General features: G+C 69.8%; 11 protein-coding genes. 9 read left to right on the top strand and 2 right to left on the bottom strand.

The genetic code is table 11. The features are described from left to right. Positions 1-191 precede the first annotated feature (191 nt). A complete protein-coding gene (locus tag ACK3BB_RS04795; protein WP_428927595.1) occupies positions 192-1,022 on the bottom strand; it encodes an amino acid ABC transporter substrate-binding protein in 831 nt (276 codons plus the stop codon). Between the two features lie 231 nt (positions 1,023-1,253). On the opposite strand from ACK3BB_RS04795, the gene ACK3BB_RS04790 reads away from it, so the two are divergent. Both ACK3BB_RS04790 and ACK3BB_RS04785 read left to right on the top strand, forming a co-directional pair. Continuing rightward, complete coding sequence (locus tag ACK3BB_RS04790) at positions 1,254-1,715, top strand: hypothetical protein (RefSeq protein WP_428927594.1); 462 nt, start codon at positions 1,254-1,256, stop codon at positions 1,713-1,715. Positions 1,716-1,717: 2 nt separating this feature from the next. Further along, positions 1,718-3,457 (top strand): methyl-accepting chemotaxis protein, encoded by a 1,740-nt coding sequence (locus tag ACK3BB_RS04785; protein ID WP_428927593.1) that lies wholly within the window; start codon positions 1,718-1,720, stop codon positions 3,455-3,457. 63 nt (positions 3,458-3,520) lie between these two features. Here the strand turns inward: ACK3BB_RS04785 and ACK3BB_RS04780 are convergent, their stop codons facing one another. Continuing rightward, positions 3,521-5,872 (bottom strand): mechanosensitive ion channel family protein, encoded by a 2,352-nt coding sequence (locus ACK3BB_RS04780; RefSeq protein WP_428927592.1) that lies wholly within the window; start codon positions 5,870-5,872, stop codon positions 3,521-3,523. 484 nt (positions 5,873-6,356) lie between these two features. Here ACK3BB_RS04780 and ACK3BB_RS04775 point away from each other — a divergent pair, with 484 nt between their 5' ends. Genes ACK3BB_RS04775 through ACK3BB_RS04745 form a run of 7 tightly spaced genes read left to right on the top strand, consistent with a single transcriptional unit; the run spans position 6,357 to position 12,834 of the window. Further along, positions 6,357-7,580, top strand: coding sequence for a glycosyltransferase family protein (locus ACK3BB_RS04775; RefSeq protein WP_428927591.1), 1,224 nt, complete (start codon positions 6,357-6,359; stop codon positions 7,578-7,580). Next, complete coding sequence (locus tag ACK3BB_RS04770) at positions 7,577-8,821, top strand: glycosyltransferase family 4 protein (protein ID WP_428927590.1); 1,245 nt, start codon at positions 7,577-7,579, stop codon at positions 8,819-8,821. Before ACK3BB_RS04775 ends, ACK3BB_RS04770 begins: the two co-directional genes overlap by 4 nt. 3 nt (positions 8,822-8,824) lie before the next feature. Then, the gene (locus ACK3BB_RS04765; protein ID WP_428927589.1) at positions 8,825-9,901 is read left to right on the top strand and encodes a glycosyltransferase family 4 protein; all 1,077 of its coding nucleotides are present in this window, start codon (positions 8,825-8,827) and stop codon (positions 9,899-9,901) included. Then, positions 9,898-10,482 (top strand): histidine phosphatase family protein, encoded by a 585-nt coding sequence (locus ACK3BB_RS04760; RefSeq protein ID WP_428927588.1) that lies wholly within the window; start codon positions 9,898-9,900, stop codon positions 10,480-10,482. Before ACK3BB_RS04765 ends, ACK3BB_RS04760 begins: the two co-directional genes overlap by 4 nt. After that, entirely contained in the window at positions 10,479-11,600 is a 1,122-nt protein-coding gene (locus tag ACK3BB_RS04755; protein WP_428927587.1) for a glycosyltransferase family protein, read from the top strand. Before ACK3BB_RS04760 ends, ACK3BB_RS04755 begins: the two co-directional genes overlap by 4 nt. Beyond that, a complete protein-coding gene (locus tag ACK3BB_RS04750; RefSeq protein WP_428927586.1) occupies positions 11,597-12,361 on the top strand; it encodes a polysaccharide deacetylase family protein in 765 nt (254 codons plus the stop codon). The genes ACK3BB_RS04755 and ACK3BB_RS04750 overlap by 4 nt, the downstream gene beginning before the upstream one ends. Next, positions 12,358-12,834: a class I SAM-dependent methyltransferase gene (locus ACK3BB_RS04745; protein ID WP_428927585.1), complete on the top strand. Its 477-nt coding sequence runs from the start codon at positions 12,358-12,360 to the stop codon at positions 12,832-12,834. Before ACK3BB_RS04750 ends, ACK3BB_RS04745 begins: the two co-directional genes overlap by 4 nt. Positions 12,835-13,085 lie beyond the last annotated feature (251 nt).

Here is a 13,085-nt window from a genome sequence, read left to right as displayed (position 1 = left end):
CAGGGGGCGGTCAGGGCGGGAAAGTGCGCCGGCCTTCCTGCTTCTTTCTCTTTGAAAATATCCGGCCGGACATCGACGTCCGCACACCACCAGGCAAGGGCGGCCCATCGCAAAAAAGATCAGGCCCGGCAAAACCGGGCCTGCAACCTCATGGGTTCACTTACACACGTGTCCGTCCCACGCGCGGGACATCAGGGCAGCAGCGGCGCCAGGCGATAGAGCCAGCGCAAGGCTTCGCCCGGCTCGATGCCCGGCATGGTCTCGCGAAAGATCCCCTGCATGATGCCCGCGCTGTACATACCCGACAGCGCCCCATCGACCATGTAACGGAATTCGGTGTCGCCGCGCAGCATGGCCAGGCCCTGCTGTTCCATGGTCAGAAGCCGGTCCATGACCATGAAATCGCTGTCGCCCTTGTTGAGGAACAGCAGGATCGACTGGTCGGCGAAATAGGCCGAGATCTCGCCGGCCTTCATCGCGGCCAGCCCGGCCTCATGGGTGTCATAGACCACGACTTCGGCATCCGTCCCGGTGCCGGTCAGCGTGTTGGCCAGGGCCTCTTGCGTCGTCGTGGCCGAGCGCACGCCGATCTTCTTGCCGTTCAGCGAGGCAAAGGTCGTGGGCGCGCCGGAGGGCAGCATGACAGCCGTGCCATCGACGAAGACCGGGATCGAGAAATCGACGAATTCCCGGCGGCTCATGGTGACGGTCGACGCCCCGCAGAGCAGGTCGATCTCGCCGTTGACGATCTTGGCGAAGCGGTCGTTGGTGCCCACGGGCACGAAGCGCACCTCGATTTCCTCCATCTCCAGCGCCCGGCCCAGGGCCTGGGCCAGCGAGCTGCAGACCGCCACGGTATAGCCCGCCGGCAGGCCGGCCTCGTCGACGAAGGACAGCGGCGCGGCATCCTGGCGATAGCCCAGGCGGATCTCGCCTTCGGCCTTGATCCGGTCGAGTGTCTGGGCCCCGGCAGGCACGGCCAGGGTGGCGGCAAGAAGCAGGGGCAGGACGGAGCGCAACATGAAGGGTCCTTTCAAGACTGGCGGACCCAAACAGGCGACGGCGGGTCCCGCGACCTCCTTACGGGTTGCCCGGCGGGCTGGCCAGTCCTGCGGCGGGCCGGGGCGGAAAAAGCCCGAACTCTGCGGGATTGCGCCGATTTTCTGCGTTTTGCACGGGAAGATCACGGGGACGCTTACGATTTGTTGGGGAACTTGCGCCTAGGCTGCGCCCGACGTGAGCGGAGTGTCGACATGGGCAGGAACAGGATCGCCAACCGGGATGAAGGGGCGGACAGGGGCGCAGCGGCTTGGCGGGCCGTCGGCCGCTGGTGGCCCGTGCCGGTGATGATCCTGTCGCTCTTCGCGACATCCTTCTGGCTGCGCCTGGCCAGCGGCGTTGGCCGGGACGGCGGGCCGGTTGTCCTGGTCTTCCCGCCGACCTGGTCCCAGGCCCGAACCCTGGCCGCAACGGCGTCGCTCGACCTGCCGATCGTCGATGGCGGGGCCTGGCCTTTTGTCCTTGCCGTTCAACCGGATGACCCCGGCCGGCCCGGGGCATCGGCAAGAGATGGGCGCGCCATCGCCCGTCAGGCCCGCGCGGCCGGTGCGATGCTGATCCTGTCGTCGCAGGCACCGGCCCTGTGCAGCACGACATTCACCAACCCGCAGGGGCCGGACAGGCGGATGGTTCGAGCCATTCAACAAGGAGACTGAAGATGGTCCTGCCCTCCATGACACAGGCGGCATCGGCCGAAGCCCCGGATGACAGCACCGGCGCGCTTGACGGATTACGCCGCACGACATCGCGGTTCTTTGCCCTGACGCTGTGCGTGATGGGCGTCTTCGTCAGCCTTCTTGCCACGCTCTGGACCCCGGACTGGCCGGTCATCGCAGGGGCATCGGCCCTGCTGGCCGCCGTGGCGGTGCACCAGGCCTGGACATGCCCCGCGGCCCTGCGCGCACGGATGGTCATCGCAACGGCGCTGGCCTTCAACTGGGCGCTGGTCACCTATGTCAGCACCGGGTTCGGCAATGGCGAATTCGTGCTCGACGGTCACATGCTGTTCTTCACCTACAGCGCCCTGCTGCTGGCCTATTTCTGCTGGCGGGCGATGTTGCTGCTGGCCGGCCTGGTCGTCCTGCATCACCTGGCCTTCAACATCCTCGCCCCGACGATGGTCTGGCCAAGCGCCAATTTCGGTTGGTATCATCTGGCGATCCACGGGATCCTGGCCTCGGCCGTGGCCGGATCGGGGATGAGCATGGCCGTGCGTGTATCGCGATTGTTCGAGACCAGCCGGGAATCGCTGCGCCGGGCCGAGGCCCAGACCCGCCTGGCCGAAGCGGCTCAGGCCGAGCGCGCGGCGATGATGGAGCAGCTGGAACGCGAATTCGGCAAGGTGGTGACCGAGGCCAGCAATGGCCGGTTTGCCGCCCGGATCACCGCCGATTTCGACGATGCCACGCTGACCCGCCTGCGCGACGGGCTCAACGACATGGTGGCCATGATCGAGCGCGGGGTGGGTGAGACAAGGCGCGTGATCGACCGGATTGCCGAAGGTGACCTGTCGGAGCAGATGCGCGGCGATTTCTCGGGTGATTTCCAGGGCCTGCAAACCGGGCTGAACGCCACGATCCGCCAGCTGTCGACCATCGTTCAGGACATCAAGGAGCGCAACGGCGACCTGGATCACCAGGCCAAGGAACTGAGCCAGAGCGCCCAGCACCTGGCCGCCCAGGCCGAGGAACAGGCCGCGGCCCTCGAGGAAACGGCAACCTCGATGGACCATGTCTCGGCTTCGGTAAAGGCCAGCGCCCAGCATGCCGACGAAAGCGGGGTGATCGTCGACCAGACCCTGACCGACGTCGAAGGCATCGTGACAACCGTGCGCGCCAGCATGAGCGCGGTGGCCGAAATCGACGACAGCGCGCGTGAGATTGCGCGGATCATCGGCGTGATCGAGGATATCGCTCGGGAAACCAACCTCCTGGCGCTCAACGCGGCGGTCGAGGCCGCCCGCGCCGGCGAGGCGGGCAAGGGCTTTTCCATCGTGGCCAACGAGGTGCGCGACCTGGCCATTCGCGCCGGTCAGGCGTCAAACGACGTGCGCTCAATGATCGACGAGAGCCAGCAAAAGGTCACCCGCGGGGTTGAACTGGTGAATTCGGCAGAAACCGCCCTGGGCGAGATCGTCGATAGGGTCAGCACGATTGCCGGTCACGTGCGCCAGATCGTCGAGGATTCCGCCAGCCAGGACACGACCATCGCCCAGATCCGCGATACTGTCGCCTCGGTCGACCAGATCACCCAGGCCAATGCCCGCACCGCCGAACGCACCGCGCGCAGTGTGACCGAGCTGGAAACCCAATCTCAGGCCATGTTGCAGGCCATATCCATCTTCAACCTGCAAAGGACCGGCGCCAGCGCCGCCGCGCTCTCCGCCCATGCCGCCTGATTTCCCTGTTCTGCAAGCCGCGAGGCCCGGCGACCAGCCGGGATGAGCCCGCCCCGCCGAGCGCTAGCGATCGTCGACCAGGCTGCCGCCCTCGTCGTCCAGCATGTCCTCGTCGATCGCCGCCTGCACGGCGCCCACGGCCGCGTCACGCTGCTTGGGCGTCAACTCCTCGCCCTGCCCTTCGGCCAACCGCACGGTGACCTCGCGATGGGCAAACTTGATGCCTTCCCGGGCGAAAAGCGCGCGGATCTCTTCGTAGACCTTCTTGCGCACCAGCCATTGATCCCCCGGCTTGGTCATGAACTTCACCCGGATGATCATCGCGCTGTCCTGCATCTCGATCACCCCCTGGCTCTTCAGCGGCTGGATGAAATTCTCGCCGATCACCGGGTCGTCCAGCAATTGCTGCCCCAGCTTCTTGATCAACTTGCGTACCTTCTCGACATCGGTGTCATAGGTCACCCGCAGCGGCAGCTTCATGATCACCCAATCGCGCGAATAATTGGTCAGCACCTGGATCTCGCCAAAGGGCACCGTCTGCAGCGCCCCCAGGTGGTGGCGCAACTGGAACGACCGCACCGAGATCTTCTCGACCGTGCCCTTCACGTTGCCCAGGTCGATGTACTCCCCCTTGCGAAAGGCATCGTCGATCAGGAAGAACGCCCCCGAGAAAATGTCGCGCACCAGCGTCTGCGCCCCAAAGCCGATGGCAATGCCCACCACCCCGGCCCCGGCAAAGAGCGGCCCGACATTCACCCCCAGTTCCAGCAGCGCGATCAGCGCGATGGTCACCACCACCACGGCCAGGATCGCCCCCCGGAAGAGCGGCAGCAGGGTGGCCAGCCGGCTGGCCCCGTTGGCCCCGCCCTCGTCGCCCAGTTCTGTTTCCTCTGCCGGATCGGGCGCCTCCTGGGCGATCATCCGGTCGATCCAGATGCGGAACAGGTTGTAGGTGATGTACCCGGCAAACAGCACGATCGCCACGTCGAGGAAATTGCCGATCAGTGTCTCGTTGATCAGCTGGTTGTCGGGCAGCCAGATCAGCACCAGCGCATAGCTGCCCGCCGCCAGGGCCAGGATGCCCGCCACCTGGCGAAACAGCTCTTCGTAGGTCATCGGCCGGTGCCGCGGCAGCAACGCCGCGCCGCCCGTCTCGCTGGCCTCGGCCTCGGCCATGTCGCGATTGGCATCCTCGCGCCGGCGCAGCCGGTCAAAGTACCGCTCCAGCGCGTAATTCATCACGGCATAGACAACGATCATCGTCAGGAAGACCAGGTAGGCCCCGGCAATCAGCGGAATGCGCTCGGGCCGCTCCATCACCAGGTCGTAACTGTGCTGCAGCCAGCCGAACAGGAAGAACCCGATCAGCACCGGCGCCCAGGCCAGCGACATCATGCGCACGGCCCAGGACACGTCCTCGGGCGCGCGGCCGCCACGTATCGCCCGGCTGATGGCCCGCCGGTTGAACAGCACCATCGCCACGTTGGCCAGCATCGCCACGATCGCGATGACCAGCGACATCATGGCATAGACATTGAAATTCAGGCCGATTTCCTTGATCCAGGTCGCGAAATAGCTGCTCCAGATCCCCCAGGCCGTGATCCCCCACAGCCAGAGATAAAGCTTGCGCGCCTCGCGGTCGGTGAATTTCGGCAACCGGTATTGCGACAGGTAGGGCGACAGGATCATCCGCCACAGGTCGCCCACCGTGCGGGTCAGGAAGAACGCCAGGAACACCGCCGCCACGGTGATTTCCACCGACAGGTCATCGGGATTGCCGAAGGCCAGCAGCCCGATCACCGACACCAGGATCAGCACGAAGAGCGTGCCGCCCAGGCCCACGAGGAACCGCATCAGCAGGAAGGGCACCTTCTGGCTGTAGCCCCGCGGTTTCTCGACGATGCGCGAGGTGACAAAGCCCTTCATCATGCGCTTGCCGAAGATCTCGACCATGGCCAGCCGGCCCAGGCCCAACAGGATCAGCACGTAGACCAGCACCTTGGCATAGGTCAGCACCTCGCCGTTGGGGCTGGTGGCGCGCAGGATATAGAGCACCTCGTTCACCGACACCGGCAGCGCGGCCAGCCGTTCCTCGAGCTCGTCGACGAAGGTTTCGACCGTGTGATAGGTCTGCATCAGCCCCGAGATCTCGGCCGTGGGCGTGGCCGGGGCCGGCGGGGCCGTCGCCCCGATCACCGATCCGCCGCCATCGACCACCACGACGCTGACCCCGGCCTCCGCCGCCTGGCGCAGCGCATCGGCCAGGGTTTCGCTGGGGCTGGCCGTGTCGCTTCCGGTCGACCCGGCCGAGGATGTCAGCCCCGGAATGCTCTGCGCCCCGGCCCCCGGGGCCAGCACCGACAGCGCCGCCGCCAGCACGACGCCGCACAAAAGCGTGAGAAATCTGCCTGTCACCTGGACCAGCCCCCGTTGTCCGACCACCCGCGCCGGGTCATGCCCTGACGGCCCGGCGATCCGCCAGAGGCTAGCCAAACCGGCCCCGGGGCGCAATTGACCAGGCCGGCCGGATCGCCCGGGCGGGGCGGGAAAACCCGGTCATCCCGGCCATTTGGCCGATGCCCGGGCACACGGTCACCGCCGGAACGCCCGCCGCCCCGGCCGATCCGCCCCGGCCCGGCCCGGCAACCCGGCGATTTCTGCCCGCGATGCACCCGCCCGGTCGGGAAAGCCCCCCTTGCACGTCCCCCATGACCAGTCGGCCATCGCCAAGCCGGTCCGGGGGCGTTATGCTCTGGCCAACGTTGGGCTTGCGCCCCTGCCGGGCTTCGCCCAGAAGGCGGCCAGGACGCGGTCGGCGGGCAGGGCCCGGGCGGCGACCATCGAATGCAATGACGTGCCGGGGGACAGCCGGCGCGTGTCAGGGGCAGTGAACGGAAGAATGACCGAGGCGCTCACCGACAGGGTCCTGCGGCCGCACCGCCGGCCGGCGCGGGTCATGCTGTACAGCCATGACACCTTCGGGCTGGGCCACCTGCGCCGCACACGCGCGCTGGCCGCGGCGATCACCCGGGCCGATCCCGATGCCTCGGCGCTGATCGTCACCGGCTCGCCCGTGGCCGGGCGTTTCGCCTTTCCGCCCAAGGTCGACCACATCCGCCTGCCCGGGGTGACCAAGCTGGCCGATGGCAGCTATGCCAGCCAGGCCCTGGGCCTGGACATCGACGAGACGACCCAGCTGCGCGCCGGGCTGATCGAAGCCGCGGCCCTGAACTTCCGGCCCGACCTGCTGATCGTCGACAAGGAACCGACCGGCTTTCGCGGAGAATTGCTGCCCACGCTCGAACGGCTGCTGGCCGAAGGCCATTGCCGCCAGGTTCTGGGCCTGCGCGACGTGCTGGACGAGCCCGAAGTGCTGACCGACGAATGGGCGCGCAAGAATGCCGTCCAGGCGGCCGAGCGGTATTACGACGAACTCTGGGTCTACGGGCTGCGGTCGATCTATGATCCCACGGCCTCGCTGCCGTTCAGCGACGCGCTGCGCGACCGCATGGTCTTTACCGGCTACCTGCGCCGCGACGGGGCCGAAACCGGCCCGCCGCCCGAAGCGCCCTACGTGCTGGTCACCCCCGGCGGCGGCGGCGATGGCAAGGCCATGGTCAACCTGGTGCTGTCGGCCTACGAACGCGACCCCGACCTGGCGCCCCGGGCGATCCTGGTCTACGGGCCGTTCCTGTCGGGCGACACGAGGGCGGAATTCGAAGCCCGGGTCCAGGCGCTGGACGGCCGGGTCGAGGCGGTGGGTTTCGAAAGCCAGATCGAGACGCTCTTTGCCGGGGCCCAGGGCGTGATCAGCATGGGCGGCTACAACACGTTCTGCGAGGTCCTGTCCTTTGACCGGCCGGCCGTGATCGTGCCGCGCACCGTGCCCCGGCTGGAACAATACATCCGGGCGAAACGGGCCGAGGAACTGGGCCTGGTGGGCATGATCGACGAATGGCGCGACGGGCTGACGACCGGGGCGATGATCGCGGCGATCCGGGGGCTGGCCGACCGGCCGCGCCCGTCGCAGGTCTTTCCGGCCGGGCTGCTGGACGGGCTGGACCACGTGACGGAACGGGTCGATGCGCTGCTGACCCGGCGGCGGGAGTGCGCGGCCGAATGACGTCCCCCCGCCCGCTGGCCGTGCTCGTCAAGGGCTGGCCGCGCCTGTCCGAAACATTCATCGCCCAGGAGCTGGTGGCGCTGGAAGAGGCCGGCCACGGCATGGAAATATGGTCGCTGCGCCATCCGACCGACACGGCCACCCATCCGCTGCATGACCGGCTGCAGGCGCCGGTCAATTACCTGCCGGAATACCTGCATGACACGCCGGGCCGGGTGCTGCGCGGCTGGCTGACGGCCGCGCGCCTGCCCGGCTTTGCCGCCGCGCGCCGGGCCTGGCAGGCCGATTACGCCCGCGACCGCACGCGCAACCGCATCCGGCGGTTCGGCCAGGCCTGTGTGCTGGCCGCCGAGCTGCCCGCCGGGATCCGCGGGCTTTACGCCCATTTCATGCACACGCCCTCGTCGGTGGCCCGCTACGCGGCGATCATGCGCGGCCTGCCCTGGGCCTTTTCGGCCCATGCCAAGGACATCTGGACTTCGCCGGACTGGGAAAAGCGGGAAAAGCTGACCGGGGCCAGCCACGGGGCGGTCTTTGGCGCGACCTGCACGGCCTTCGGGGCCGAGCACCTGCGCGGGCTGGCCGATGATCCGGCACGGGTCGACCTGGTCTATCACGGGCTCGACATGCAGCGCTTTCCGCCTCCGCCCGACCGGCCGGTGCGCGGGGCCGGCGCGCCGTTTCGCATGCTCAGCGTCGGGCGGCTGGTCGAGAAGAAGGGTTTTGATCGGCTGATCGAGGCCTTTGCCCTGCTGCCCGGCGATCTGGACTGGCACTGGGACCATATCGGCGGTGGCGGCGACAAGGCCGCACTGGCCGCGCGGTCGGGCGCGCTGGCGATATCGCACCGGATCACCTGGCACGGGGCGCGGACCCAGCCCGAGGTCATCGAGGCCATGCGCCGGGCCGATCTCTTTGTGCTGCCCTCGCGCATCGCGGCCGACGGCGACCGCGACGGGCTGCCCAACGTGCTGATGGAAGCGGCGTCGCAAAAGCTGCCGATCCTGTCGACGCCGGTCTCGGCGATTCCGGAATTCATCGAGGACGGGGTGCATGGCTTCCTGTCCGACGATGCCCCCGAGGCCCTGGCCCAGGCGATGACCCAGATGGCCGCCGATCCGGCGGTGACCGCCGCGCTGGCCGATGCGGCCTGGCACCGGCTGCGCCGCGAATTTCGCATGGAACCGGGCATCGCCCGGCTGTCGGCCCGGCTGCACGCGCTTTGCGGCGACGAAGGCTGAGCCATGCACATCGCCTTCTTCGCCCCGCTCAAGGCGCCCAACCACCCGGTGCCCTCGGGCGACCGCGAGATGGCGCGCAACCTGATGGGCCTGCTGGCCGCGCGGGGCGACCGGGTCATCCTGGCCTCGGAACTGCGGCTGCGCGACGGCAGCGGTGACCTGGCGAACCAGCGCCGGCTGGCCGAAGCTGCGGCAGAAGAGGTCGCGCGGCTGGACCGCGAATTGCCGGCCGACCTGGGGCTGTGGGTGAGTTATCACAATTACTACAAGGCGCCCGACCTGCTGGGCCCCGAGATCGCGCGGCGCCGGGGGGTGCCCTATGTGCTGATCGAGGCCTCGCGGGCGCGCAAGCGGCTGACCGGGCCCTGGGCCGGCTTTGCGGCGGCGGCCGAGGCGGCATCGGATGCGGCGGCGGTGATCTTTCATCCCACGGCCCATGACCGCGAGACGCTGGACCGCGACCGCCCGCCCGGCCAGGCGCTGGCCCCTCTTCCGCCTTTCCTGGCGGCCTCGGCGCTGCCACCCGCCGGGCGCCCGGTGCCCGGCCGGCTGCTGGCCGCGGGGATGATGCGCCCGGGCGACAAGATGGCGTCCTACCGCCTGATCGCCGAGACCCTGCCGGCGCTGACCCACCCGGACTGGCACCTGCATATCGCCGGCGACGGCCCGGCCGGCCCGGCCGTGCGGGCGCTGTTTGCGCCCTTTGGCGACCGCGTGCGGTTCCTGGGCCAGCTGGACCAGGCGGATCTGCAGGCGGCCTATGGCACGGCCGACCTGTTCCTGTGGCCCGGGGTCAACGAGGCCTTCGGCATGGTCTATGTCGAGGCCCAGGCCCACGGCCTGCCCGTCGTGGCCCAGGACCGGCCCGGCGTGCGCGACGTGGTGACCGGGCCGCAACCGCCTGTCCCGGCCGGCCCCGCCGGGATGGCCCTGCGCTGCAACTGGCTGCTGGCCGATCCCGCCCGGCGCCAGGATGCCGGCCTGGCCGCCCGTCGGGCCGTGGCCGAGCGCCACCTGGCCCCGGCCGCGGCCCGGGCCTTCTGGTCGGTTGTCACGCCCCTGCTGGAGGATCGCCCATGACCCGCCTTGCCCTGCTGCGCCATGGCCATACCGACTGGAACCGCGCGGGGCGCATCCAGGGCCGCAGCGACATTCCCCTGGACGATGCCGCCCGGGCCGACCTGGCCGCCCTGCGCCTGCCCGCGCCCTGGGACCGGGCGCAGCTGCTGGCCAGCCCGCTGAGCCGGGCGATGGACACGGCCCGGCTGGTGGCTCCCGGGCGGACGCCCCGGGCGGTGCCCGCGCTGGTCGAGATGTCCTGGGGCGACTGGGAAGGCCAGAAGGGCGCCGAGCTGATCGAGCAGCCCGGCTCGGGCTATCGTCATATCGAGGATTGGGGCTGGGCCTATCGCCCGCCCGGCGGCGAAAGCCCGGCCGAGATGCGCGCCCGCCTGCAACCCTGGCTGGACGGGCTGGACGGCGACACCGTGGCCGTGGCCCATATCGGCGTGATGCGCGTGCTGCTGGCCCTGGCCCATGGCTGGGATTTCCACGGGCCCGCACCGTTCCGGATCAAGCGCAACCGGCTCTATGTCATGACCCGCGACAACGGGCGCTGGCAGGCCCGGCCGGAACCGGTGCGGCTGGAGCCCGCGCCATGAGGGTGCTGATCGTTGTCACCCACCTGCTGGGCACCGGCCATCTGAGCCGGGCGCTGACCCTGGGCCGGGCCTTTGCCCAGGCCGGCCATGACGTGACCCTGGCCAGCGGCGGCACCCCCGCGCCGCATCTCGATGCCGGCGGGCTGCGGCTGGTCCAGCTGCCGGCCCTGCGCTCGGACGGGGTGGATTTCACCCGCCTGCTGACCCCCGAAGGCGCGCCGGCCGATGCCGCGCGGATGCAGGCCCGGGTCGACGCCCTGCGCGGTTGCCTGTCGCCCGCGCCCGACCTGCTGATCACAGAGCTCTTTCCCTTTGGCCGGCGCATCCTGCGCGACGAATTCCTGGCCCTGCTCGATGCCGCCGGCGCGCTGCCGCAGCGGCCGCGTATCCTGGCCTCGATCCGCGATATCCTGGCCCCGCCGTCGAAACCGGCCAAGGCCACCTGGGCCGACGAGATCATCGCCGCCCATTACGACGGTGTGCTGGTCCATTCCGACCCGGCGCGCACCGAACTGTCGCTCAGCTGGCCGGTGTCGGAGCAGCTGGTCCCCCGGCTGATATACACGGGCTATGTCGCCCCCGCCCCGGCCGGGCCGCATCCCGATGGCACCGGCACCGGCGAGGTGCTGGTCAGCGCCGGGGGCGGGCCGGTGGGGGATGCGCTGTTCGGCACGGCCCTGGAGGCCGCGCGCCGGACACCGGGCCGGCGCTGGCGGCTGCTGGTCGGGGGCGGGGCCGACCGGCTTGAGACCCTGCGCCGCGCGGCGCCGGCCAATGTCGTGCTGGACCCGCCGCGCCCGGATTTCCGCCAGATGCTCTACCATGCGGCGGCTTCGGTCAGCCTGTGTGGCTACAACACCGCGCTCGACATCCTGCAGGCCGGCACGCCGGCGGTCTTCGTGCCCTTCGACGCGGGCAACGAGGTGGAACAGGGGCTGCGCGCCGACAGCCTGTCGGCCCTGCCGGCCATAACCGCCTTGCCCGGGGCCGAGCTGACCCCCGACAGCCTGGACCGGGCGATTGCCCGGGTCACGGCCCGGGGCCGGCGCGATCCGCGCGGCCTGCGCGACGATGGTGCGGCCGAAACGGTGCGGATCTGCGAAAGGATGGTGGGATGAGCCCCGATTGGCGGCCCCTCGAAGCCGAGCTCGACCGGCTGGACGCGCCCCTGCCCGTCTGGTGGCGCGATGACGATGCCGTCCGCGACACCCCCGCGCTGGACCGGCTGATCGGGCTGGCCGAGGGCACGGGCTGGCCGCTGCACCTGGCCGTCATCCCCGCCCATGCCGAGGCCTCGCTGGCCGCCCGGCTGGCCCGCGCGCCGGGCGTCGTGGCCGTGACCCATGGCATGGCCCATGCCAACCACGCCCCCGAGGGCAGCAAGAAAGCCGAGTTCGGCGCCCATCGCCCGGTTGCCGAGATGGCCGCCGAGGCCGGCGCCGCGCGGGCGCGGCTGGCCGACCTGCTGGGCGCGGAACCGGCGCCGATGTTCGTGCCGCCCTGGAACCGCGTGGCGCCCGACCTGTTGCCAATGCTGCCGGACGCGGGCTTTGCCATGATCTCGACCTTCACGCCCCGCGATGCGCCCCGGGCAGCACCGGGGCTGTGGCGCGTCAACACCCACCTGGATCCGATCGACTGGCGCGGCAGCCGCAGCCTGGTCGACCCCGACCGCCTGATCGCCCAGATGGCCCGCGACCTGGCCGACCGGCGCACCGGCCGGACCGATCCGGACGAGCCCTATGGCCTGCTGACCCATCACCTCGTCCACGATGATCCGATCCGGGATTTCGTGGCCGCCCTGCTGACCTGCCTGTCCCGGGCCCCGCTGGTCCACTGGACCGCCCGAGACACCCCCGAACCGGAGTGCCGACCATGAGCCGTCTCGATTCCATGCTGCGCCGCCTGACCGCCCAGAGGGATGGGCTGAACTGGGCCGCCGACCAGGTTGCCGGGCTGGAGGGCGACGTGCTCGACCTCGGCCTGGGCAACGGCCGGACCTATGACCACATCCGCGAGATCCTGCCCAGGCGGCGGATCTGGGTGATCGACCGGGTGCTGCAATGCCACCCGTCCTGCGAACCGCCGGCAGAGGATTTCCTGCAGGGCGAGGCCGCGCCGATGCTGGCCGAACTGGCCGGGCGCAGCGCGGGTGTGGCGCTGGCCCATTACGACCTGGGCCGGGGGATCAAGGACGAGGACGTGGCCGAAGCCGCCACCCTGTCGCCCGATCTGGCCCGGGTGATGTGCCCGGGCGGGCTGATCGTGTCGGGCCAGCCGCTGGTCGGGTTCGAACAGGTCGAAGGGCCGGGCAGCATCGCCCGCGACCGCTACCTGTTCTACCGCGCCTGATCCGCGGGCCGGGCGCTCGTTTTTCCGGGGTTTTTCGGTGGGCCTTCTTCGGAGGGTTTCCTTCTCTGCGCCTGCGCTTCGGCGGGATTGGCGCTGCGGGCTTTGGAAGGTGGGCTTTGCAGGGTGGGCTTGCTGCCGAAATCGGCATGCGGCGGGCCTGCGTGCAGCGGCAGCTTGTCCCCAAGGACCCCGACCGGATGCCCCTGCCGCCACCTCTCTGACGGACTGCCTGTCGGCCGTCCCCTATGGGC

Origin of the sequence: Marinibacterium sp. SX1, assembly GCF_050389775.1 — a bacterium.
Taxonomy (GTDB): Bacteria; Pseudomonadota; Alphaproteobacteria; order Rhodobacterales; family Rhodobacteraceae; genus Marinibacterium.
This window is presented reverse-complemented; position numbering and strand designations above follow the sequence as displayed.